A 23,431-nucleotide genomic window follows, 5' to 3' on the forward strand; every position below is an offset into this window, starting at 1 on the left:
GCATTGTAGAATGCCCCCTTTTCTGATGTTCGATGTTATTGATTGGTCTGTGTGTATTCCAGAATCATCCGATACGCTTCTTTCAGACTTTCATAGTTGTAATTCCGGCAGTTAGCCGGGCTGGTCGAGGGCAGAGGGAAGGCGCGACATCCGGCATCTTTTTCACAAAACTTGTGGTACAAAACAGCGGCCTTCGTTCCCGTTGTAAAAACCGCCTGAATATTGGTTCTTTTCAATAAGCCGCCTACGTCGTTAGCCACCGGATTGCGGATACTGCTGTCATCCGCCCCGGTAATACTGCAGCTTTTCAGAACATCCCAGAGTGCAATACGGTTTCTCAGCAGAAAATTTGTCTTTTCACTGTTACTTTCGGGAAGCTTTTGTCCATATAAATCCGATACGATTCTCCAGAAACGGTTTTGCGGATGGGAATAATAAAAGCCGTATTCCCGTGATTTTGGCGAAGGCATCGTACCTAAAATCAATATTCTTGAATTTTCATCATAAACCGGCGCAAACGTATGCTCAACAATTTCAGACATCGTATTCATCCTTTATTTTAAGTGCATATTTCAGTAGCTGATCGCGGCTGTTGGGGCATTTTCCATCCAATACCGCTTCTAATAGCAGGGAAAGAATCTTTCCAATTGCGACACCCTGCGGGATATTCAATGCTATCAGGTCGGAACCGTTCAGCTGCAAATCCTTCAGAGAAAAACAAAGTCCGCGGTCGAGAATGCTATCGAGCACAGCTTCCGCTTTTTGCAGTTCCTCCAGTCTGCCGATGTAAACGGGATTTTGCGCTTTTATATCGGCCGCTTTCACTTTGATAAGAAAGCGTAGTGTTTTTTCGCCGTGTTTATTCAGAAGCCGTAAAAGGGACTTTTCATCTGCATGAATTGGCAAATCATGCAGATTTATCAGCTTCCATATCATGCAGACGGTATCGCCGTCATAACGAAGTTCTTCCAAAATTTCTTTTGCCATTTCGGCGCTTTTTTTTTCATGATTATAAAAATGACAGATTCCACTTTGGTCCCGTGTACAGCACAAAGGCTTGCCGATATCGTGCAAAAGCATGGTCAGCCGAAGAACAGGAGTTGCCTCTACGGAGGAAACAGCTTTCAGCGTATGCTCCCATACATCATAAATGTGATAGGGATTATCCTGCTGAAAACCGGCCATCAAACTGATCTCCGGTATAAACTGCTCAAAAACGGGACGATATTCTCTCAAAATGTTTTCCGCGTTGCCGCAGAGGAGCTTTGTGAATTCGGAATTGACGCGTTCGCGGGCAATATGGTCAAGCAGGCTACGGTTTTTAAGAATGCTGATTGAGGTGTCCCGTTCAACCGCAAATTCAAGGACGGAGGAGAAGCGCAGTGCCCGCAGAAGTCTGAGTCCGTCTTCCTGGAAACGTAAGTCGGGTATTCCAACGCATCGGATGATTTTGTTCTTCAGATCGTTTATTCCGTCAAAACAGTCGATTACACCGTGCTCAGGATGATAGGCAAGAGCATTCATGGTAAAATCTCTTCTGGACAAGTCATCTTTTAGGCTTCTGGTAAACTGAACACTGTCCGGGTGCCGGTTGTCGGAATATCGGCCATCTACACGGAACGTGGTCACTTCTACAGAAAAGTGATCGACGAGTACCGTAAGAGTTCCGTGTTGGATCCCGGTTTCCACGCATGGATAATCACTGAAAATCTTCACCGTTTCTTCGGGCAGGGCGGATGTGGTAACATCCCAGTCGTTCGGTGTCAGCCCGAGGATGGAGTCGCGTACGCAGCCTCCGACAATATAGGCTTCATAGCCTGACAAATTCAGTTTTTGCAGGATCGTCTCCACCTGCGGTGGTATCCGGATTTGCATGTTTCCGCCTCGTTTGCAAATATTTTCTATTTTACAGGATGCTTAATGATTATAGTATATACGACTTTATTATAGAAAAGCAATTCCCTTTCCCCATAATATTTTTACTGTTCCTGCCGCATGAATCACTATGGCTATGGTAATAATGGTAGTAAGTTATTCCATGGAAATGAGGGAACGGCATGCAGTACAATAAAGTCGAAATATGCGGGGTCAACACTTCGAAATTAAAAGTACTTACCGAAAAGGAAAAAATGCAGCTGCTGCGCCGTGTAAAAGAAGGGGATATGAAAGCGCGGGATGAACTCATTAACGGGAACCTGCGCCTTGTTTTGAGTGTGATTCAGCGCTTTACAAACCGAGGGGAAAATCTGGACGACCTTTTTCAGGTAGGATGCATCGGGCTGATTAAGGCAATAGACCATTTTGATATTAATCAAGGCGTTCGTTTCAGCACTTATGGGGTGCCTATGATTATCGGGGAGATCCGGCGTTATTTAAGAGACAACAATTCCATACGCGTCAGCCGGTCACTGCGCGACACGGCTTATAAGGCCATGCAGGCCAAAGAAAAAATGACGGCAGAAAACAGCCGCGAGCCTACCATTGATGAAATCGCAAAAGAGCTAAACTTGCCGCGTGAAGACGTAGTGCTTGCACTGGAATCCATCGTTGAACCGGTTTCGCTTTTTGAACCGGTTTTTTCAGACGGAGGCGATACCATTTATGTGATGGACCAGGTGGGCGACAATAACGACGATTCCAACTGGCTGGATGAAATTGCGCTGAAAGAGGCAATTCGTGATTTGAACAGCAGGGAAAAACGGATTCTTTCCATGCGCTTTTTCCAAGGAAAAACACAGATGGAGGTCGCTTCGGAAATAGGCATCAGTCAGGCTCAGGTTTCCAGGCTGGAAAAAGCTGCGCTTGATAAAATCAAGAAAGACATTTAGCTGTTGTTCCCTTTTCCATCACGTCACCTTCACAATCAGCAATTATACTGAGCGCTGTAATAGATTAGCGATGGAATCGGAGGACATTCTATGCAGCCTATAATTGCGAAGTTCAGAAAAAAGAGTTACATCTTTGCGCTGGTGTTGATTGCGGCACTGTCGTTTACTTTAAACTTCTATGCCATTTCAAATTATGGAACCGGAAATGAATATTATGCGGCATGTATCAAAAGCATGACGCTGAGTTTTAAAAATTTCTTCTTTGTGTCATTTGATCCCGCCGGAATGGTTTCTGTGGATAAACCCCCGCTCGGTTTGTGGGTGCAGGCGATTTCCGTACTTATCTTCGGGTATCACGGCTGGGCGATGCTTCTGCCGCAGGCATTGGCGGGAGCCGCTTCCACCGTGATGATTTACATTTTAACCGCCCGGTATTTCGGGCGGCCCGCAGGACTGATATCGGCATTGTTTTTTGCTATCACTCCGGTTGTTGTTGTTGCTTCGCGTAACAACACCATGGATATGCAGCTTGTTTTTGTGCTGCTTGTGACAGCATGGTTCCTTTTCCGTTCCATTGACAGCGGAAAATGGAAATACCTGTTTTTGGCGGCACTGTTTGTCGGGCTTGGATTTAATATTAAAATGCTGCAGGCATATATGATTTTGCCCGCCGTTGCCCTGACTTATCTGTTTTTTGCGAAAGAAAAAATCGGAAAGCGCATTCTGGCCGGAATTTTGAGCATGGTGATCGTAATGGCTGTCTCTTTATCATGGGTACTGATCGTAGAGTTTTACCCCTCTGAAAGCCGCCCTTATGTCGACAGCACCAGCAACAATTCCATGTTGGAGCTGGTTTTTGGGCATAACGGAACCGAACGACTTTTTGGACAAAGCATGGGCGGCGGAGCGGGTCGTCCGTCCGGCGGAGATAATTCCGGCTTTGCCCCCCGGTTGAATGATGACGGAAACGGTATGGCTCCCGACGGTTACGGTCAGGTTGCGCCCGATGGGAACGCGGATGGTGGTACTGGTCAGGGCATGATCGATGGCAATACAGGCCGGGACGCGCGCAGCATGGACAATTCTGATGGAAACAGGCGGGACGATGGCCGTAATATGGGCGGAAACGGAATGGGAGGTTCTGAAATCGGCAATGCGTCCCCTGTTCGCCTGTGGACATCTAATCTATACGGACAGGGTTCCTGGTTCCTGTTGTTTGCCATTTGCAGTATGCTGCTCTGCGTGAATAAATGGAACCTCAAACGGAAAAATGTGCGTCAGGGTGTCTTCATCTTCTGGTCTCTCTGGTTGATTACCACGGCGGGTTTCTTCAGCTTTGCCGGATTCTATCACCGATATTATCTCTGTATGATGGCGCCTGCCATCGCTGTTCTAAGCGGTATCGGCGTCATTACGATCTTTAACGGATTAAAGCATAAGTGGGAGAAAAAAACAGATTATTTCCGTCCAATTCTTTTGCTGGCGGCTTTTCTCATTAATTTTGCTTTGCAGGTCGTTTGTGTACTGAGATATTCCGAACTGAAGACATGGCTGGTTCCTGTTATGCTTGCCACGGCGGGGTTGGGGATCCTTTTGCTGGCTGTGTATTGCGTAAAAAATAAGCGCGGTATTCTGGTGGCTTCTCTGGCGGTGATTGTCGTGTCCTCAATGGCCGCTCCCTTTTACTGGGCTCTCACACCGGTAATGGGAGTCACAAATTCCACAATGCCGTACGCCGGGCCGGAGCTACTGCAAAGCGGACAGGGAAACCGGAACGGCGGCTTTTCGTTGGATAACGGCAGTTCCCAGAACAGCTCTCTGGAGGATTATCTGGTGAAAAACTATCAAGAAGGAAGCTTCCTTGTTACCGCACAGCGTTCCAGCAGTGTGGCTCAGTTTATTATCAATACCGGACTTCCCTGCTACGCTTACGGAGGCTTTTTAGGTTCAGACAATTCTTTGACGGTAGAAAAACTGAAAACGCTGGTCGCGCAGGGAAAAATAACCTATTTTTTGTTATCCCAAAACGGCGGATCAGGAGGCTCTGATTCCGATATTGAGTCGTATGTAAAAGAAAAGGCGGTCTTGGTGGATTCCAGTGAATATAGCTCTAAGACCAGCAATGTCGGTCAGATGGGCAGTTTGGGCGGCACCCTGTATTTGTTTCAGTGATAGCGGATTTTATATACAATTTGATTGAGACACAAAAAATCCTCTGTGAAGCTCACAGAGGATTTTTAAAAGGCTTAGATGGATTATTTGCAAAATTTTTCAATATAATTATCAATGCAATTCTGAATAATTTCTTTCGCATCAGCAGGTCCCTTGACTTCATCAATGGCTGTCACTTTTCCTTCCAGCTGCTTGTAAACAGAGAAGAAGTGGGACATTTCGTCAAAAATATGTTTCGGCAAATCCTTAATGTCATGGTAGCTGTTATAGGTGGGATCATTAAAGGGAATCGCAATGATTTTTTCATCTTTCATCCCGTTGTCCACCATAATAATCACGCCGATTGCGTAACACCGTACCAGGGAAAGAGGACGGATATCCTCCGAACAAAGGACAAGCACGTCCAGAGGGTCGTTGTCACTGGCGTAAGTACGGGGAATGAAGCCATAGTTGGCAGGGTAATGGGTGGAAGTGTAAAGAATTCTGTCCATGATGAGCAGACCGGTTTCCTTGTCAAGCTCATATTTGATTTTACAGCCTTTTGGTATTTCTATAACAGAGCAAAAGTCTTCAGATTTAATTCTTTTCGGTGAGATATCATGCCAAATATTCATATTAGCCTCCTGATTATTTTATCGGATAATTATACCATTTTATATTTGATTAATCAATTAATTAATTATATAACAAAGATCGGCATATATTTTTAGGGGAGGTGGAAGCGTGAACTGCCGAATCATCGATATGCGCCATAAAGAAGTTATCAATGTAAAGGATGGAACACGGATAGGATGTGTCTGTGATGTGGAGATAGATACTGTGGACGCCAGAGTAATTGCAATTGTAATTTACGGCCGCCTGCGCTGCTTTGGCTTGCTCGGCAGGGAAGATGATATTATTATAAAATGGCAGGATATTCAGGTAATAGGTGACGATACTATTTTAGTGAGTTATAATAACTGTTGCCGAATAAAAAAAAGAGGGCGTGGATTTGGCGGATTCTTTAGCAATAACTGAAAAAGTCTTGAATTCCGCCTCTTGATATGATATAATAATCGGCGCAATAAAAACACACGTTTCAGCTATGACGATCTGGTGCCCGGTGCCCGGGTGTTGCGTCTGTTAAAGCGGAACGGAGGAAAAACCAAGGAGGATTATTATGTCAGTAGTATCAATGAAACAACTTTTGGAGGCCGGCGTTCACTTCGGTCACCAGACCAGAAGATGGAACCCGAAAATGGCACCGTATATCTTTACGGAGCGCAACGGTATCTACATCATCGACCTGCAGAAAACCGTTAAGAAGCTGGAAGACGCGTACAGCTTTGTCCGTGACCTTTCCGCTGAAGGAAAGTCCGTACTGTTTGTCGGAACCAAAAAACAGGCTCAGGATTCCGTTAAAGAAGAAGCGGAACGCGCAGGTGCTTACTTTGTCAACGCACGTTGGCTGGGCGGCATGCTGACCAACTTCCGTACCATCCGCCGCAGAATTGACCGTTTGAACCAGCTCAAGAACATGGAAGAGGACGGCACCTTTGATCTTCTGCCGAAGAAAGAAGTAATTAAGCTTCGCCTTGAGATTGAAAAGCTTGAGAAATTCCTTGGCGGTATTAAGGACATGAAACAAATTCCCGGCGCACTGTTCATTGTTGACCCGCGCAAAGAAAGAATTGCCGTAGCAGAAGCAAAGAAGCTCGGAATTCCGATTGTCGCTATTGTCGACACCAACTGCGACCCGGATGAAATCGATTATGTTATCCCTGGCAACGACGACGCTATCCGTGCCGTTAAGCTGATTTCCGCAACTGTTGCAAACGCAATCGTAGAAGGCAAAGAAGGCCAGATGGGTGCAGCTGCAGCAGAAGAAAAAGTGAATGAGGCAGAAGCCGCAGAATAATCGGTATAATGCGTAAATACTAAATACAACGAATATAAGAGCGGAGGAAATAGAATGGCTTTTACAGCTAAAGATGTTGCAGCACTTCGTGAGAAGACCGGCTGCGGGATGATGGACTGCAAAAAAGCACTGGACGCGTCCAATGGAGACATGGAGGCTGCCATCGACTTTTTAAGAGAAAAAGGCCTTGCGGCCGCAACGAAAAAGGCTGGACGTATCGCAGCAGAAGGTGTTGCATTTGCCTGCCTGAATGAGGAAGGCACAGTCGGTGTTGACATTGAAGTCAACGCGGAGACAGACTTCGTAGCGAAAAATGCTGACTTCCAGCATTTCGTGAAAGTTTGTGCGGATACTGTTATTGAAAACAATCCTGCCGATGTAGAAGCTTTGCTCCAGTGCAAAGCGTGCGGTTCGGATCAGACCATTGACGGTATGCTCAAGGATAAGATTCTGACTATCGGCGAAAACATTAAGATTCGTCGCTTCAAGCGTTTTGAAGGCGTGGTTGCAGCCTATATTCATGCGGCCGGAAAAATTGGCGTTCTTGTTAAATTCGATACTTCCGCGGAAGTTGCGTCGAAGGAAGAGTTTAAGGAGTACGCAAAGAATATTGCCATGCAGATTGCGGCTATCAGCCCGCAGTATCTCAATCAGAATTCGGTTCCCGCCGAAGTGGTTGAACATGAAAAGAGCATTCTGAAAGAGCAGATTATCAACGATGGCAAACCTGCTGCAATTGCTGATAAGATTGTTGCCGGCAGACTTGGAAAGTTCTTCAAGGAAATTTGCCTCTTGGATCAGTCCTATGTCAAAGACGGCGACCTTTCCGTACAGCAGTACACCGATGCTACAGCGAAAGAGCTCGGCGGCTCCATTTCTATTGTGGACTATGTCCGCTTTGAAAAAGGTGAGGGCCTTGAGAAACGTGAAGATAATTTTGCTGAAGAAATCGCCAGCATGGTTAAGTAAGAATTCATTGATTAATAGCGCAGGAAAACAATCCTGCGCTATTTTTATGCCTTCTTTCCGTTTGTCTTTTCGGGCAAATGTTTCTAAATTATAAAACTTGACAATAATAACTATATTTAGTTATGAAAGCCTTTACTTTACACAATGCTTATTGTAGAATAATATAAAATGAAAACAGGGGTGTTTTATTTGCAACCTAAATATAATAGAATTCTTCTCAAGCTGAGCGGCGAATCTCTTGCCGGAAGCGCAACCCACGGAATTGATTTTGATACGGTTCTGAAGATTTGTGAACCAATCAAAAAATGTGCGGATATGGGAATTCAGGTCGGGATTGTTGTTGGCGGCGGCAATTTTTGGCGCGGCCGCAGCAGCGGAAAAATGGACAGAACCCGTGCGGATCACATGGGGATGCTTGCCACTACCATCAATGCGCTCGGTGTTGCCGACGCGCTGGAGCAGCTCGGGGTACAAGTACGTGTGCAGACTGCTATTGCCATGCAGCAGATAGCCGAACCGTACATTCGCAACCGTGCCGTACGGCATCTTGAAAAGGGAAGAGTTGTTGTATTTGGCTGCGGTACCGGCAATCCGTTCTTCTCAACCGATACCGCGGCAGCTCTGCGGGCAGCGGAAATTGACGCAGACATTATCCTGAAAGCCACAATGGTTGACGGCGTATACGACAGTGATCCTAAAAAGAATCCTGACGCCGTAAAATTTGACACCCTGTCCTTTATGGACGTACTTAACCGGAACCTGCAGGTGATGGACAGCACGGCTGCTTCATTATGCAAAGATAATAAAATTCCGATTCTGGTTTTCAGCATTGACGAGCCTGACAATATTATCAAAGCCGTTTGCGGGGAATCGATCGGAACACTTGTGAAGGAGGACTAATGATGAAAGAAGTATTGGAACACACAGAGGACCACATGCAGAAATGTGTCAGCGCTCTGTCGGATGATTTTGCGTCCATCAGAGCGGGCAGAGCAAATCCGGCGGTACTGGATAAAATAAGGGTCGATTATTACGGCACACCGACCGCCATTAACCAGCTTGCGGCGGTAGCGGTAAGCGAAGCAAGAATTTTGACCATTCAGCCATGGGATATTTCCGTATGCCGCGCGATTGAAAAGGCAATTCAGACATCGGACATCGGCATTAACCCCCAGAGTGACGGCAAAATTATTCGCATTACCTTCCCCCCCCTTACGGAGGAAAGACGCCGCGATCTGGTAAAAGAAATCAGTAAAATGGCGGAAGAACGTAAGATTGCGATCCGTAATATGCGCCGTGACGCAATGGAAAAGCTCAAGGGTATGAAGAAAAATTCTGAGCTGACAGAGGACGAACTGAAGCAGGCGGAAAAGAAAACACAGGATTTGACCGATAAATACTGCAAGCAGGTTGACGGTGCCTTTGAGAAAAAGCAAAAGGAAATTATGGAGATATAGGTAATAAAATGGAACAACAATCTCTTCCAAAGCATCTGGGAATCATTATGGACGGCAATGGCCGGTGGGCGAAAAAGCGCGGCTTGCCGCGTTCCGCCGGTCATACCGTGGGCGCGGCTGTCTTTAAAACCATTACGCGCTACTGCAGTTCGATTGGAATTAAGTATCTTACGATATATGCTTTTTCGACGGAGAACTGGCGGCGTCCTAAAGAGGAAATCGGGGCTTTAATGAAGTTGTTCAAGCAGTACCTTGAAGATGCTTTACGCGATTTTTTAAATGAAAATATTAAAGTGCGTTTTATCGGGGATGTGTCGGCTTTTCCGCCGGAACTGCAGAAGCTGATTCGGGAAACGGAGAAAGTTTCAGAACAGCGAACCGGCATGGTTTTGAACATTGCCATGAATTATGGCGGCCGTGCGGAAATTACACACGCGGTCAAAGTGCTTGCCGAGGATGTGCAAAAGGGAAAGCTGTCCCCTGAACAGATAGATGAAGCCGCCATTGCAAAACACCTCTACACAGGGGGACAACCTGACCCGGATCTGATTATCCGGCCAAGCGGAGAAAACCGGATTTCTAATTTTTTGCTGTGGCAGTCGGCTTATGCCGAGTATGTAGTAATGGACATTTTGTGGCCGGACTTTAAGCCAAAGGATTTAGATCGCGCATTAAGTGAATACGCGAGCCGCAATAGGCGCTTTGGAGGGGTTTAATTGAAAGAAAGGGTTGCTTCGGGAGTATCTCTTGTCCTTTTTCTGGCTGCAATCGTAGTATTTAACAGCACCATTCCGGCAGCTTTGAACATTGCGATTGCGTTGATTTCTGTTTTGGCTGTATTTGAAATTATTTCTGCTTTGGGATTGTCCAAGAATTTTGTTCTGCTGGTCCCAAGTCTTATTTTTTCGGCTGTGATACCGCTTATGCAGTTGGTTACTCCGCAGCAGCTGCAGGTAGACATGCTGCAGCAGACCGCCTATTTTCTTTATACGGTGGTGATTTTCGGAGCGCTCATCCTGTACCATCAGGTCATTACCTTCCGTGAAGTAGGCGTGATTTACAGTATGTCGCTAATGATTCCTACCGCACTTGAAACCATCATCAGTCTGCGGAATTTTGGCGGGAAGCATGGAATGTTCTATGTGATTATCGCGATTTTTTCCGCATGGATTGCGGATACCGGAGCTTTTTTTGCCGGCAGCCGTTGGGGAAAGCACAAGCTGTGCCCGAACATCAGCCCGAAAAAGACGGTGGAGGGTGTAATCGGTGGTTTTATCCTGAACATTGTCGCTATGATTGTTTTCGGCTATATTTTCCATGCGATTTATTATGCATACAAAGTGGAAATCTCCTATTTGACACTGGTAGTCATTGGATTTTTTGGAACGATTATGTCCATTTTGGGGGATCTTAGCTTTTCCCTTATCAAGCGCAGCTGCCATATCAAGGACTTTGGTGAAATCATTCCAGGTCATGGTGGCATACTGGACCGCTTTGACAGCGTGATTTTTGAAGCGCCGTTTGTATACTTACTTGTTCAGTTTATGCCCCTTGTCTTTCAATAAAAACTCGAGTTAAACGCAATAAAACAGCAAAATGGTGAATAATAATGAGAAGATGCCTTTCTATTCTTGGTTCGACCGGTTCCATCGGAACTCAAACGCTTGATGTTGTACGCGGCTTGAACCTAAAGGTTTGCGCTTTGGCGGCAAACGCCAATACTGCGCTCTTAGAAGAACAAATCAGAGAATTTAAACCTGAATTGGCTGCGGTATTTGATGAGTCCGCAGCAAAAAAACTGAAGATTGCCGTAGCCGACACTCCCGTCAAAATAGTGTCCGGTATGGAGGGTCTGTGCGAGGCCGCGGCAATGGAAAGTGCCGACTTGATCCTGAATTCCGTTGTCGGTATGGTTGGGTTGGTACCCACCTTAACCGCTATCGGAGCGGGAAAGGACGTGGCGCTTGCAAACAAAGAAACGCTGGTTGCGGGTGGTTCGCTTGTAATGGAAGCAGCAAGAAAGAACTCAGTGAAAATTATCCCCGTGGACAGTGAACATTCGGCTGTTTTTCAATGCCTGCAAGGCTGCCCGGAGAAAAAGGCGCTCAAGCGCATTATCCTCACGGCTTCCGGCGGGCCGTTTTTTGGAAAGAGCAGGGATGATCTGGTTCAAGTTACTCCCGAGCAGGCACTGAAGCACCCAAACTGGAATATGGGTGCCAAGGTAACGATTGATTCAGCAACCATGATGAACAAAGGGCTGGAAATTATAGAAGCATCCTGGCTGTTTGACATGCCGGCTTCCAAGATTTCCGTGGTCGTCCATCGGGAAAGCGTCGTACATTCCATGATTGAATACGAAGATAACTCCGTCATTGCTCAGCTGGGACTGCCGGATATGAGAATTCCCATCCAATACGCGATCACCTGGCCGCAAAGATTTCCTTCCCCGGTGGGGCAGCTTAGCCTGACGGATTACGGTAAACTGACCTTTTTTGAGCCGGATTTGCAGACTTTTTCCTGTCTTGCTGCCTGCAAGAATGCGATTGAGCGCGGCGGGCTCGCGCCGGCTGCGGCAAATGGAGCAAATGAGGTAGCGGTGAAATTGTTTCTGGATGGACGGATCTCCTTTTTGCAAATTGGCGATCTGGTGCACCGTGCAATGGAAAATCAACCGGATATTCAAAGCGTTTCTTCCGTTGACGATATTTTAAATGCCGATCGCAGTGCAAGAGATTATGTCTTAAACGCAGTCGGCTGACGATGAGGTGATTATATTACGAAAGCAATTTTGATAATTATTGCAATTCTTCTATTTAGCTTTATTATTTTTATCCACGAATTCGGTCATTTTTTTATGGCGAAGCTTTCCGGAGTTCGTGTAAATGAATTTGCCATCGGTATGGGTCCCAGACTGTTTCATTTTACAAAAGGGGAAACAGACTATTCTTTGCGCGCATTTCCAATCGGCGGATTTTGCGCAATGGAGGGGGAAGATGAGGACAGCCCGGACGATCGTGCATTCAACAATAGGCCGGTCTGGAAACGGATGCTGGTCGTGGTGATGGGCGCTGTCATGAACGTCATTCTTGGGTTAGTCATTATGATGGTTCTTTTATGCCAACAGCCCGCTTTTTCTTCCACAACCATTTCGAAATTTACCGATCATTCCGCTCTGCAGTCCGCGGGTCTGCAAGTTGGCGATGTTTTTAAAAGTATTAACGGATATAAAGTAAACGGAGACCGCGATTTGAGCTTTGCGCTTGCTATGGCGGATCCAATGAAGACGGATATTCAGGTTTCCCGCGGCGGCAAGCTGCTGACTTTTGATGATATAAAGTTCAACACAAAGGAATCAGATGGCAAGAAAATTCTGGCACTTGATTTTTATGTGCAGCCGATAGAAAAAAATCCGGGTACCCTGATCGTTAAATCCGTTCAGGACACGGTTTCAACTGTGCGCATGGTATGGTACAGCCTGGTAGGACTGGTCACGGGCAAGTTCGGATTCAATGATGTTGCGGGCCCTGTCGGCGCAGCCAACGCGATCGGGCAGGCGGCTTCCATTGGCTTGCAGCAGAATTTTGTCGCTGCACTCAACAATATTCTGATGATGATGATGGTCATTACCGTAAACCTTGGCGTGGTGAATCTGCTTCCACTCCCGGCGCTGGATGGGGGCAGACTTCTGTTCCTGATTGTGGAAGCAATCTTCCGTAAACCGATCAATCCGAAATACGAGGGTTGGGTCAATACAGCAGGGTTCTGCCTGTTAATGGGTCTCATGGTGATCATTACTTTTAATGATATTCTCCGGTTGATTACCGGCAAGGGGTTGGGTTCTTAATGCGAAAATCAAGGACGGTTTATGCGGGAAAGCTGCCCATTGGCGGCGGTTCAAAAATATCTGTTCAATCCATGCTCAATGTGCCCTCCACGGATGTGGAAGGCAGTGTTCATCAGGCAGTGGAACTGGAGAAAGCCGGATGTGACATCATCCGTGCCGCCATTCCGAACATGGACGCAATTCGGCTGATACCGTCAATTAAAAACGCCGTACAGATACCACTGGTAGCGGATATTCATTTTGATTACCGTCTGGCGCTGGAAGCAGTTGAAGCGGGAATTGACAAAATCAGAATCAATCCCGGCAACATCGGTTCCGACGACCATGTAAAGGCGGTTGCAGATGCTTGCCGCAGAAAAAACATCCCGATTCGCATCGGCGTTAATTCCGGCTCTCTGGAGAAGGAAATCCTTGCGAAATATGGCAGCCCAACACCGCAGGCACTTGTGGAAAGCGCCCTGTACCACGCATCCTTACTGGAAAAATTCGATTTTCATGATATTGTACTGTCCATTAAATCTTCGGACGTAAACAGGATGATTCAGGCCTATGAACTGGCTGCGCAAAGCTGCGACTACCCGCTGCATCTGGGTGTGACAGAGGCCGGAACCGAACGGATGGGCCTGATTAAGTCGGCTATTGGAATCGGCTCTCTTTTACAGCGCGGAATAGGGGATACCATCCGTGTTTCCCTGACTGCCGACCCGGTAAAAGAGGTAGCCGCCGGATTTGATATTTTGCGGGCGCTTGATCTGAACACCGAAGGCGTTCAGTTTATTTCCTGTCCGACCTGCGGCAGAACACGGATCGACTTAATCGGTATTGCAAACGAGGCCGAGCAGCGCCTTGCAGGGTGCAAAAAAAATATTAAGGTCGCTGTCATGGGCTGCGCGGTTAACGGCCCTGGAGAAGCCCGTGAGGCCGATATCGGCATCGCCGGAGGCGACGGGGTAGGTCTGATTTTCAAAAAAGGCCAAATTATCCGTAAAGTGCCGGAAGATCAGCTTTTGGACTGCTTAATGCAGGAGATAGACCAGATGTAAAGGACGGAATTCCATTGAAGACTTTTGGAGAATTTTTTAGCGCATATATAGAAGCTTCACAGCTGCCGCCTCCTGTGTGCAACGGAAGTATTTCATCGTTACAGATCGATACCAATAACAGAATGATTACTGCTGACGTGGCGTTTCCATCTTTGGTGGAACGCCGCGTGCTTTATGATGTGGAAAAACGGATTGTGGCTTGCAAAGAGCTGAAGCTTGCAAAAGCCTGTATTCTGCCGTCTTTCCCGTCCGAAACATTCAGTGTTGACTACTACCCCAGCCTGGTGATGGAGCTGAAACGCCGGGAAGCCAGCATAAACGGTACCCTTACCGATTCCTCCGCACGGGTGGAAAACGGGAAGCTGATAATTTCTCTGACACACGGCGGCAGGGATTTGCTGGTATCCCGCCACATTGACCGTTTAATTTCCAAGATGATTCATGAAGAATTCGGAATCAGTCTGACAGTGGAATTTGATGGATTGTTGACCGTGGACAGTGAGAATCCGGTTTATATTGAGAAGAAAAAGAAACAGCAGGAAACACTGAAGCGCGAAGCGATTGTTGAGCAGGTGGAAGCCTACGAGACCAATCTCAACCATGTGAAAACGCCCAAAACGATTCAAGTGCGCTCGGGCGAGACACTGCTTCCCTGTATGATTCCGGAAACGGTTCGCGAGCTGTACGGACACGCTCCCAAAGCAAAGCCGGTTCCCATCAGCAAGGTGACCCCGGACATTGGCAGCGTAACGATTTGGGGCGAGATTTTTCAGATAGAAGAAAAAATTACGAGAGATCAGCAGCGAAAGATCATTACCATTAATATCACGGACTACACAAGTTCCATGACGCTGAAAATCATAGAAATGGTCCCACAGTGTAAAGCGCTGGACACGCTGTCTAAAGGAATGTCGATTATCGCCCGCGGGGATGTGGAGTACGATAAATACGATCATGAAATCGTCCTTCGTGCAAAGAGCATCAGCACGGTTCAGCAGATGAAAGTAACGGATAAGGCTGATGTCAAGCGGGTGGAATTGCATTTACATACCAACATGTCGAGCATGGATGGAGTAAACTCCGCAAGCGACCTGATTAAACGTGCGGCAGAGTGGGGACAGAGTGCCATTGCCATTACTGACCACGGTGTGGCACAGGCTTTTCCTGATGCCATGAACACGGCTCTTGATCTGAAAAAGAAGGATATGGATATTAAGGTCATTTATGGGGTGGAAGCCTATTTTGTCAATGATCTGGTACAGGCTGTAAAGGGGGAATCCGTTAAATCTCTGGACGATGAATTCATTTCTTTTGATATTGAAACGACAGGACTTAGCCCGAACAAGGATAAAATTACGGAAATCGGTGCGGTAAGGATTAAAAACGGCGAAATTGTAGAGAGCTTTGATACCTTTGTCAATCCGCAAATCCCGATTCCGGTAAAAATAACAGAGCTTACAGGAATTACGGACGACATGGTAAAAGACGCGCCGTTGGAAAAGGAAGCTATTCAGGCATTTTATGAATTTTGTGGTAAGGACGCCGTTCTGATTGCCCATAACGCCGAATTTGATACCTCTTTCATCCGCATTGCAGCACAGCGAAACGGGATGGATTTTTCTTACCCTTACATAGATACGGTTCCCATGTGCCGCTCCATGCTGAAAGATATTAAGAACTGCAAGCTGGATACCGTCGCAAAATATTTAAAGCTTGCTCCCTTTAACCATCACCGCGCAAGTGATGACGCCACTGTGCTCGGTAAGATCTTTATGGCACTGTTAACCCGATTGAAAGAGGATACCGCAGCAAAGAGCGTGATGGATATCAACTCTTCGCTGGCCGGCGGCGACCCTAAGAAAATGAAATCCTACCATCAGATCATTCTGGTGAAAAACAAGATTGGCCTGAAAAACCTATACAGACTTATTTCCAAATCCCATCTGGACTATTTTTACAGAAATCCCCGCATTCCCAAAAGTGAGTTGATGAAGTACAGGGACGGATTGATTATTGGCAGTGCCTGTGAAGCTGGAGAACTTTACAGAGCTATTTTCAATGCTCAGCCGTGGGAAACACTCTGTGAAATTGCGAATTTCTATGACTATCTTGAAATTCAGCCTATTGGAAACAATCGCTTTATGGTTCGGGAGGGTCTGGTACCCGATGAGGAAAAATTGCGTGAATTTAACCGTACTATCGTAAAGCTTGGCGAACATCTCAACAAACCCGTAGTAGCAACGTGTGACGTTCACTTCAGGGACCCGAAGGACGGGGATTACCGGAAAATTCTGATGGCCGGTCAGGGATATAAGGATACTGATGAGCAGGCTCCGCTCTACATGCGTACTACCGCGGAAATGCTGGAGGAATTCTCTTATCTCGGCAAGGAAAAGGCATATGAAGTCGTGGTGAAAAATACGAATCTGATCGCTGAGATGACGGAGGAAATCCGCCCGATCCCCGAAGGAACTTTCCCTCCGTTTATTGAGGGAGCAGAGGAGCAGCTGACCAGCATCACATGGGCAAGAGCCAAAGAAGTATACGGTGACCCACTGCCGGATATTGTGAAAAAACGTCTTGACCGTGAGCTTGGCTCCATTACAAAGCATGGTTTCTCTATTCTGTATATGACCGCGCAGAAGCTGGTTGCGGACTCGGAAGCTCACGGGTATCTTGTTGGCTCCCGTGGTTCCGTTGGGTCATCCTTTGTTGCAAACATGTCGGGGATTTCGGAAGTAAATCCGTTGGAACCGCATTATGTATGCCCCAACTGTAAACATAGTGAATTTATTACCGACGGCAGCTATGGCAGCGGATTTGATCTTCCTCCCAAGAAATGCCCCGTCTGCGGTACGGATTACAATCGTGACGGACATACGATTCCGTTTGAAACCTTTCTTGGATTCGACGGCGACAAAACGCCGGATATCGACCTGAACTTTTCCGGAGAATATCAGACCAGCGCTCACCGCTACACAGAAACACTGTTTGGAAAGGACAACGTTTTTAAAGCCGGGACCATTGCCACTGTTGCGGATAAAACCGCGGTGGGTTTCGTAAAGAAATATGCGGAAGAGAGAGGCGTAGTGATGCACCGCGCCGAGGAGCAGCGTCTGGCGGTCGGCTGTACGGGTATTAAACGAACGACCGGCCAGCATCCTGGCGGTATGGTGGTTGTGCCGAAAGGCATGGAAATTTACGATTTCTGCCCGGTACAGCACCCGGCGAATGACCAGAAATCGGACAATATCACCACTCACTTCGACTTCCATTCCATCCATGACACCATCTGTAAGCTGGACGAGCTTGGACACGATGTTCCTACCATATATCGATATCTGGAAGATTATACCGGAATACCGGTTATGAAGGTGTCCATGAGCGACCCCGATGTCATGTCGCTGTTTACCTCCACGGAGGCGCTCCATGTAAAGCCGGAGGATATCGACTCACAGACCGGGACTTTTTCCCTGCCGGAAGTCGGTACCAGCTTTGTACGGCAAATGCTGATTGATTCCCAGCCCAAAACCTTTTCCGATCTTTTACAGGTTTCCGGCCTGTCACACGGTACGGATGTCTGGCTTGGCAACGCGCAGGATCTGATTAAAAATAAGACCTGCACAATTGCGGAGGTAATCGGAACCAGAGACAGCATTATGACCTATCTGCTGCTCAAAGGACTGGAGCCGAAAATGGCTTTTAAAATCATGGAGATTACCCGTAAAGGCAAAGCCACAAAACTTTTAACGGAAGAACATATTAAGGCAATGAAGGATCATAATGTACCTCAATGGTATATTGATTCCTGTATGAAGATCAAGTATATGTTCCCCAAGGCTCACGCAGCCGCATACATGATTTCCACGCTCCGGCTAGGGTGGTATAAGGTGCATACACCGGTCGAATATTATGCCGCCTATTTTACCGTACGCGGAGAAGATTTTGACGGTGCCACTGTCATTAAGGGAAGAGAAGCAGTCCGCCGCCGTATGAATGAGATCAGTATGAAAGGCAAGGAAGCAAGCGCCAAGGAAGAAGCGGCCTATTCCACTTTTCAGATCATCAACGAGATGCTTGCCCGGGGAATTGAAGTCCTTCCGGTTGACCTTTATAAATCCGACGCAAAGAAATATTTGGTGGAGGATGGAAAAATCAGGCTTCCGTTTTCTTCCCTGTCGGGTGTAGGGGAAGCGGCGGCGAACAGTCTGGCTGCCGCAAAAGAAAAAGGCGTCTTTATTTCCGTAGATGATCTTCAAACCCGCTCAAAGGTTTCAAAATCCGTCATTGAAACTCTGGCGGAGGCCGGAGCGCTTGCGGGACTGCCGCAAAGCAGCCAGATGACATTATTTTAGTTGACAAAGTGTGCTTTAGTATGCTATTATATTAGCATACTAAAGTGTTTGACTGAAAGTCTATAGGAGCACATTCAATGAAAAAGTATAACAAAGTAACCCCGGAAGGAACTAAGGATCTGCTTTTTGAAGAATGCCTGGTTCGCAGAAATGTGGAGAAAACGCTCAAAGATGTCTTTTCTTGCCGGGGATTTAATGAAGTAGTTACTCCCGGGTTGGAGTTTTATGATGTGTTTGACCCGAATTTTTCCGGCATTGGCCAAGAGGTCATGTATAAAATGTCCGATCACCGCGGAAGACTGATTGTGATGAGGCCGGACTCCACAATGCCGATTGCCCGCCTGGCCGCGACAAGACTGCAGGGGTTACCGAAGCCAATTAGACTTTTTTATACTCAGCCCATCTACCGCAGCAATCCCGCTTTGACGGGCCGCAGCGACGAAACCGTCCAGACCGGAATTGAGCTTTTAGGGGCAGACGGGATGCGGGCGGACCTTGAGGTAATTGTAACGGCGATTGAAGCTCTGGGGAAATGCGTTCCCGATTTTCGATTTGAGCTGGGCCACGCCGGGCTCTTCCGTGCATTGGCTGAGCAGCTGCCAATTACGGATGACCAGCGTGAAGATATTCGCAGCGCCATAGAATCGAAAAATTATGCGGCTTTAAATGGAATCCTTGACGGTCTTGAGGAATCGAAGCAGGTAACGGCGATGCGAACCCTTCCGCGTCTTTTCGGTGGCGAAGAGGTTTTTGCGCGTGCGGAAGAGTTTTGTTCCGATGAAAAGTCCGGCGGGATGCTGGAGTATCTGCATGAGCTCTACCGCTCCCTGAGCGGCCGGGGACTGGACGATAAAATGATTGTCGACTTGGGCCTGGTACAGCGCAACGACTATTACACCAATATCGTTTTCAGTGCTTATGTAGAGAACTGCGGCGACGCTGTGCTGCTCGGCGGAAGGTATGACCGCTTGCTGGGATATTTTGACTTTCCGATGCCGGCGATCGGATTTGCCATGAATGTGGATGCGATTTCTAAAATTATGTTGGAACGGGGTAAAAACTGCACTGTTTTACCGGCGGATGTTCTGGTGCACGGAGAGGCCGGTTTTGAAATGGAAGCTCTAGACTACGCTTCCACGTTAATTGAAAAAGGACTGAAATGCGAAAACAGTATTTTTGATACCAAAGAAGAAGCTATGGGATACGCCAAAACACGCGGAATCAGGCGTTTCGACTGTGTTGGAAATCGTATTCAGACCATAAATCTGACATAAGGTTGGTAATCATGAAGTCTCTTAGAATTGCCCTTACAAAGGGAAGACTTGAAAAAGATACGGTTGCACTTTTTGAAAAAATAGGCTTTGACTGTTCTGCCGTCAAAAATAAAGGACGCAAACTGATCCTGCCCGTGGGAGACAACCAGTTTGAGGTGGTTCTTGCCAAGGCTGCCGATGTCATCACCTATGTAGAACATGGTGTATGTGATCTGGGTGTTGTTGGGAAAGACACCATACTGGAGCATGGCAGCGGTTTTTATGAAGTGCTGGATCTTGGCTTTGGCAAATGCAAATTTGCGCTTGCCGGTCCGAAGAACAAAGAATTTTTTAGCGGATATTCTTCTAAAACCATTGCGACAAAGTACCCGAATGTGGCCAGAAATTACTTTGAAAACAAAGGTATGGATGTCAGAATCATAAAAATAGAAGGTTCCGTAGAACTGGCGCCGCTGCTTGGACTTTCCGACGCAATTGTAGATATTGTTGAAACTGGCTCCACCTTAAAGGAAAACGGTTTGGAAGTGATTGAGAGTATCTGCAATATTTCCGCTAGACTGATTGTCAACGCTGCAAGCCTGAAAATCCGAAAGGCGGAGATCGAAAGTCTGGCGGAACGGATGGACAGGGCAAAGGAGGGAACGGAATGATACAGCTTGTTAAAAAGGGGGGCAGCTTCGGCCGTGATTTTATCCGCCAGCTGAAGCTGAGAAATGAGGAGTCGAACCGGCAGGTTGAAACGGCTGTCTCTGAAATCATTGAAAATGTTCGCCTTGGCGGCGATACTGCGGTTCGCGACTATACCCTGAAGTTCGACGGTGCTTTACCGGATCAGACGGAAATTTCCTCAGGGGAAATGAAAGGGTTTCTAAGTCAGTGCGAACCGGATTTTTTATCTGCCCTTAGCAGAGCGGCAGAAAACATCAAAGATTTCCACTCCCGTCAGAAACAGCAAAGCTGGTTCAATACCGATGAAGACGGAGTGATGATGGGGCAGCGCATTCGCGGCCTGTCAAAAGTCGGTATTTATGTGCCGGGCGGAACGGCGGCTTACCCCTCGTCCGTCCTGATGAACGCCATTCCCGCCAAGATTGCCGGAGTGCAGGAAATTATTATGGTTACGCCCCCCGGAAAGGACGGGAAACCCAACCCGGACATTATGGCGGCTGCTTTGACCGCCGGAGTCGACCGTGTTTTTCTGGTCGGCGGAGCGCAGGCTGTCGCGGCGCTCGCGTTCGGAACCGAAACCATTCCCAAGGTTGATAAAATCGTTGGCCCGGGAAATATTTATGTAGCCACCGCAAAAAAGCAGCTATACGGCACGGTCGATATTGATATGATTGCCGGTCCCAGCGAAATTCTGATTATCGCCGATGAAACCGCTAAACCGGAATTTCTGGCAGCTGATTTAATGTCTCAGGCAGAACATGATGTGCTTGCCTCCGCCATTTTGCTGACCACGTCGGAAGAAATTGCGGAGCAGACGGTTGCTCAGATAGACCGGCAGATGCCCGGACTCTCACGCAAAGAGATTATTGCCCGGTCACTCGACCGGTTCGGCGCAATTGTTGTCTGCGAAAGTATGGAAGAGGCCGTCGCATTTTCGAATGAGCTGGCACCGGAACATCTTGAGGTTTGCGCCGCAAATCCAATGGAATATATTGGGAAAATTGATAATGCAGGTTCTGTTTTTCTTGGCAACTATTCACCGGAACCGTTAGGGGACTATTTTGCGGGTCCCAACCATGTTTTGCCCACCAGTGGCACAGCACGCTTTTTCTCTCCGCTTTCGGTGGACAGCTTTATTAAGAAATCCAGCTTTATTTATTATACGGAAAGCGCGCTGAAATCGGCGCAGAAGGATATTATTCAGCTCGCCGAAACCGAGGGTTTGACCGCTCACGCGAATTCGATTAAAGTGAGGCGCTGAAATGGCTTACCAGTTAAATGAAAAAATCAGGGATCTGCGTCCGTATGACCCGATTACCGGAACGTATCCGATTCGTCTGGATGCTAACGAATCCTTTTTGCCTATTCCAAACCGGATTGCGCTGAAGATTATGGAATCCGCGGCGTTTACCGCTTATAACCGGTATCCGGATCCACTGGCATCAGAGCTTTGTAAAAGCTTTGCGGAATTTTACCATGTCAATGCTGCCCACGTTACAGCCGGAAACGGCTCCGACGAACTGATTTCTGTCATCTGTAATGCTTTTTTAATGAAGGGTGACACAATACTGACGGTTTCTCCGGACTTTTCCATGTACCGTTTTTATGCTTCCATAGTAGAGGCAAAAAGTATTGTTTATGCTAAAAATCCCGATCTGACGATTGATGTGGATAAGATGATCGAACTTGCTCGTGCCAATGACGTGAAGCTGATCCTGTTTTCCAATCCGTGCAATCCGACTTCTCTGGGTCTGCAAAAAGAAGAAGTCCGCCGGCTGATTACGTCGGTAAAAGCGCTGGTGGTGCTTGATGAAGCGTATATGGACTTTTGGGATCAGTCCCTGCTGGACGAAGTGGAACAATATGATAATCTGATGATTCTGAGAACCTGCTCCAAGGCTTTTGGCATGGCCGGGATCCGGCTGGGATTTGCCGTAGCCAATCCAACGCTGACAAATGCGCTGAAAGCGGTCAAATCTCCGTATAATGTCAATTCCCTCACCCAAAAAATCGGGTCTCTCATTTTAAGTGAACAGGAGTTAATTCACTCCGGTATTGAAGAAATCGTTTTTTCCAGAAGTATGCTGTACTCGGAAATGATGCGCATAGAAGCAAAGAACAGGGAAAGAATGCATGTGTATCCCACTGCGGCAAATTTTGTGTTTATTCAGATTGCGCAGGCGGAGGAAATTTTTCTCGCTTTACTCAAGTCCGGTATTGCCGTTCGCTTTATGGGCGATTTTTTACGGGTAACGGCGGGTACGATGGAAGAAAACAAAGAATTTATCAAGGTTTTTGAAACCATTATGCAGGGATAAAAGGAGGCGGAAAAATGAGGACGTCGGTACAAAAACGCAAAACCAAGGAAACGGATATTGCTGTTTCGCTTTCACTTGACGGCGGCGAAGTGAGCATTTCAACCGGAATCGGTTTTTTTGACCATATGCTCAACGCTTTTGCCGTACACGGGGGATTTGGGCTTACTGTAGAGGCGGTCGGAGATCTTACGGTTGACGGCCACCACACGGTCGAGGACGTAGGCATCGTATTGGGAAAAGCTTTTGCTGAAGCATTGGGCGATAAGTCCGGGATTGCCCGATTCGGTTCATTTTTTGTACCTATGGACGAAGCGCTTGCCTTTGCTTCTGTTGACATCAGCGGAAGACCCTACCTTGTTTTTCAGGCTGAATTTGAGCAGGAGAGGGTGGGGGAATTTGACACCTGCCTGACGGAAGAATTTCTGCGCGCGTTTGCGTTCAACGCGGGAATCACTCTGCACACTCGCATTGAATACGGGAAAAACGCACACCATGAAATAGAAGGAATATTTAAGGCGGTCGCTCACGCCATGCGGCTGGCAGTTATGAAAACTTCCGCAGGGATACTCTCAACAAAGGGTTCTTTGTAATTTTACGAGTAG

21 protein-coding genes are annotated in these 23,431 nt (G+C 47.2%); 18 read left to right on the plus strand and 3 right to left on the minus strand.

Going from position 1 to position 23,431, the window contains the following annotated elements:
• Positions 1–35: 35 nt before the first annotated feature.
• Positions 36–542 (minus strand): DNA-deoxyinosine glycosylase, encoded by a 507-nt coding sequence (locus tag J5W02_RS12940; RefSeq protein ID WP_219966108.1) that lies wholly within the window; start codon positions 540–542, stop codon positions 36–38.
• Positions 535–1,875: a CCA tRNA nucleotidyltransferase gene (locus J5W02_RS12945; RefSeq protein WP_219966109.1), complete on the minus strand. Its 1,341-nt coding sequence runs from the start codon at positions 1,873–1,875 to the stop codon at positions 535–537. The genes J5W02_RS12940 and J5W02_RS12945 overlap by 8 nt, the downstream gene beginning before the upstream one ends.
• Positions 1,876–2,057: 182 nt before the next feature.
• Between J5W02_RS12945 and sigG the strand changes: the two genes are divergently transcribed.
• Together sigG and J5W02_RS12955 are read left to right on the plus strand one after the other, a co-directional pair.
• Positions 2,058–2,828 carry an RNA polymerase sporulation sigma factor SigG gene (gene sigG, locus J5W02_RS12950; RefSeq protein WP_219966110.1) on the plus strand — a complete coding sequence of 257 codons (771 nt, stop codon included), beginning with the start codon at positions 2,058–2,060 and terminating at the stop codon, positions 2,826–2,828.
• Positions 2,829–2,918: 90 nt separating this feature from the next.
• Positions 2,919–5,000 carry an ArnT family glycosyltransferase gene (locus tag J5W02_RS12955; protein WP_219966111.1) on the plus strand — a complete coding sequence of 694 codons (2,082 nt, stop codon included), beginning with the start codon at positions 2,919–2,921 and terminating at the stop codon, positions 4,998–5,000.
• Between the two features lie 83 nt (positions 5,001–5,083).
• Here J5W02_RS12955 and J5W02_RS12960 read toward each other — a convergent pair whose 3' ends face one another.
• The gene (locus tag J5W02_RS12960; RefSeq protein ID WP_219966112.1) at positions 5,084–5,614 is read right to left on the minus strand and encodes an inorganic diphosphatase; all 531 of its coding nucleotides are present in this window, start codon (positions 5,612–5,614) and stop codon (positions 5,084–5,086) included.
• Between the two features lie 130 nt (positions 5,615–5,744).
• Between J5W02_RS12960 and J5W02_RS12965 the strand changes: the two genes are divergently transcribed.
• The 16 genes from J5W02_RS12965 (at position 5,745) to hisB (ending at position 23,419) form a co-directional block, all read left to right on the plus strand.
• Positions 5,745–6,017 (plus strand): YlmC/YmxH family sporulation protein, encoded by a 273-nt coding sequence (locus J5W02_RS12965; RefSeq protein WP_219966113.1) that lies wholly within the window; start codon positions 5,745–5,747, stop codon positions 6,015–6,017.
• A 142-nt stretch (positions 6,018–6,159) separates the two neighbouring features.
• Positions 6,160–6,897 carry a 30S ribosomal protein S2 gene (rpsB, locus tag J5W02_RS12970; protein ID WP_219966114.1) on the plus strand — a complete coding sequence of 246 codons (738 nt, stop codon included), beginning with the start codon at positions 6,160–6,162 and terminating at the stop codon, positions 6,895–6,897.
• Positions 6,898–6,951: 54 nt separating this feature from the next.
• Positions 6,952–7,866: a translation elongation factor Ts gene (gene tsf / locus J5W02_RS12975; protein ID WP_219966115.1), complete on the plus strand. Its 915-nt coding sequence runs from the start codon at positions 6,952–6,954 to the stop codon at positions 7,864–7,866.
• Positions 7,867–8,055: 189 nt separating this feature from the next.
• Positions 8,056–8,766, plus strand: a complete 711-nt coding sequence (gene pyrH, locus J5W02_RS12980; RefSeq protein ID WP_219966116.1) for a UMP kinase — start codon at positions 8,056–8,058, stop codon at positions 8,764–8,766.
• 2 nt (positions 8,767–8,768) lie between these two features.
• A complete protein-coding gene (gene frr / locus J5W02_RS12985) occupies positions 8,769–9,323 on the plus strand; it encodes a ribosome recycling factor (RefSeq protein ID WP_219966178.1) in 555 nt (184 codons plus the stop codon).
• Between the two features lie 8 nt (positions 9,324–9,331).
• The gene (locus J5W02_RS12990) at positions 9,332–10,039 is read left to right on the plus strand and encodes an isoprenyl transferase (protein ID WP_219966117.1); all 708 of its coding nucleotides are present in this window, start codon (positions 9,332–9,334) and stop codon (positions 10,037–10,039) included.
• Complete coding sequence (locus J5W02_RS12995; RefSeq protein WP_219966118.1) at positions 10,040–10,888, plus strand: phosphatidate cytidylyltransferase; 849 nt, start codon at positions 10,040–10,042, stop codon at positions 10,886–10,888.
• A 44-nt stretch (positions 10,889–10,932) separates the two neighbouring features.
• Complete coding sequence (locus J5W02_RS13000; protein WP_219966119.1) at positions 10,933–12,084, plus strand: 1-deoxy-D-xylulose-5-phosphate reductoisomerase; 1,152 nt, start codon at positions 10,933–10,935, stop codon at positions 12,082–12,084.
• Positions 12,085–12,114: 30 nt separating this feature from the next.
• Positions 12,115–13,170 carry a M50 family metallopeptidase gene (locus J5W02_RS13005; protein WP_255575753.1) on the plus strand — a complete coding sequence of 352 codons (1,056 nt, stop codon included), beginning with the start codon at positions 12,115–12,117 and terminating at the stop codon, positions 13,168–13,170.
• Positions 13,170–14,213 carry a flavodoxin-dependent (E)-4-hydroxy-3-methylbut-2-enyl-diphosphate synthase gene (gene ispG / locus J5W02_RS13010; protein ID WP_219966120.1) on the plus strand — a complete coding sequence of 348 codons (1,044 nt, stop codon included), beginning with the start codon at positions 13,170–13,172 and terminating at the stop codon, positions 14,211–14,213. Before J5W02_RS13005 ends, ispG begins: the two co-directional genes overlap by 1 nt.
• A gap of 14 nt (positions 14,214–14,227) precedes the next feature.
• Entirely contained in the window at positions 14,228–18,568 is a 4,341-nt protein-coding gene (locus J5W02_RS13015; RefSeq protein ID WP_219966121.1) for a PolC-type DNA polymerase III, read from the plus strand.
• A gap of 77 nt (positions 18,569–18,645) precedes the next feature.
• Positions 18,646–19,842, plus strand: coding sequence for an ATP phosphoribosyltransferase regulatory subunit (gene hisZ, locus J5W02_RS13020; protein ID WP_219966122.1), 1,197 nt, complete (start codon positions 18,646–18,648; stop codon positions 19,840–19,842).
• 11 nt (positions 19,843–19,853) lie between these two features.
• Positions 19,854–20,492, plus strand: a complete 639-nt coding sequence (gene hisG / locus J5W02_RS13025) for an ATP phosphoribosyltransferase (protein WP_219966123.1) — start codon at positions 19,854–19,856, stop codon at positions 20,490–20,492.
• Positions 20,489–21,772, plus strand: a complete 1,284-nt coding sequence (hisD, locus tag J5W02_RS13030) for a histidinol dehydrogenase (protein ID WP_219966124.1) — start codon at positions 20,489–20,491, stop codon at positions 21,770–21,772. The genes hisG and hisD overlap by 4 nt, the downstream gene beginning before the upstream one ends.
• Before the next feature lies 1 nt (position 21,773).
• Positions 21,774–22,829: a histidinol-phosphate transaminase gene (gene hisC, locus J5W02_RS13035; protein ID WP_219966125.1), complete on the plus strand. Its 1,056-nt coding sequence runs from the start codon at positions 21,774–21,776 to the stop codon at positions 22,827–22,829.
• Positions 22,830–22,843: 14 nt separating this feature from the next.
• Positions 22,844–23,419, plus strand: a complete 576-nt coding sequence (gene hisB / locus J5W02_RS13040; protein WP_219966126.1) for an imidazoleglycerol-phosphate dehydratase HisB — start codon at positions 22,844–22,846, stop codon at positions 23,417–23,419.
• The last annotated feature ends 12 nt before the right edge of the window (positions 23,420–23,431 follow it).

The sequence above is a fragment of the Caproiciproducens faecalis genome, from assembly GCF_019448085.1.
In the GTDB taxonomy this organism is placed as follows: Bacteria; Bacillota; Clostridia; order Oscillospirales; family Acutalibacteraceae; genus Caproiciproducens; species Caproiciproducens faecalis.

Bases quoted from the DNA above. Each gene is read 5' to 3' on its own strand.
- J5W02_RS12940 (WP_219966108.1), bottom strand. From the start codon at position 542: ATGTCTGAAATTGTTGAGCATACGTTTGCGCCGGTTTATGATGAAAAT.
- J5W02_RS12945 (WP_219966109.1), bottom strand. From the start codon at position 1,875: ATGCAAATCCGGATACCACCGCAGGTGGAGACGATCCTGCAAAAACTG.
- sigG (WP_219966110.1), top strand. From the start codon at position 2,058: ATGCAGTACAATAAAGTCGAAATATGCGGGGTCAACACTTCGAAATTA.
- J5W02_RS12955 (WP_219966111.1), top strand. From the start codon at position 2,919: ATGCAGCCTATAATTGCGAAGTTCAGAAAAAAGAGTTACATCTTTGCG.
- J5W02_RS12960 (WP_219966112.1), bottom strand. From the start codon at position 5,614: ATGAATATTTGGCATGATATCTCACCGAAAAGAATTAAATCTGAAGAC.
- J5W02_RS12965 (WP_219966113.1), top strand. From the start codon at position 5,745: ATGCGCCATAAAGAAGTTATCAATGTAAAGGATGGAACACGGATAGGA.
- rpsB (WP_219966114.1), top strand. From the start codon at position 6,160: ATGTCAGTAGTATCAATGAAACAACTTTTGGAGGCCGGCGTTCACTTC.
- tsf (WP_219966115.1), top strand. From the start codon at position 6,952: ATGGCTTTTACAGCTAAAGATGTTGCAGCACTTCGTGAGAAGACCGGC.
- frr (WP_219966178.1), top strand. From the start codon at position 8,769: ATGAAAGAAGTATTGGAACACACAGAGGACCACATGCAGAAATGTGTC.
- J5W02_RS12990 (WP_219966117.1), top strand. From the start codon at position 9,332: ATGGAACAACAATCTCTTCCAAAGCATCTGGGAATCATTATGGACGGC.
- J5W02_RS13000 (WP_219966119.1), top strand. From the start codon at position 10,933: ATGAGAAGATGCCTTTCTATTCTTGGTTCGACCGGTTCCATCGGAACT.
- ispG (WP_219966120.1), top strand. From the start codon at position 13,170: ATGCGAAAATCAAGGACGGTTTATGCGGGAAAGCTGCCCATTGGCGGC.
- hisZ (WP_219966122.1), top strand. From the start codon at position 18,646: ATGAAAAAGTATAACAAAGTAACCCCGGAAGGAACTAAGGATCTGCTT.
- hisG (WP_219966123.1), top strand. From the start codon at position 19,854: ATGAAGTCTCTTAGAATTGCCCTTACAAAGGGAAGACTTGAAAAAGAT.
- hisD (WP_219966124.1), top strand. From the start codon at position 20,489: ATGATACAGCTTGTTAAAAAGGGGGGCAGCTTCGGCCGTGATTTTATC.
- hisC (WP_219966125.1), top strand. From the start codon at position 21,774: ATGGCTTACCAGTTAAATGAAAAAATCAGGGATCTGCGTCCGTATGAC.
- hisB (WP_219966126.1), top strand. From the start codon at position 22,844: ATGAGGACGTCGGTACAAAAACGCAAAACCAAGGAAACGGATATTGCT.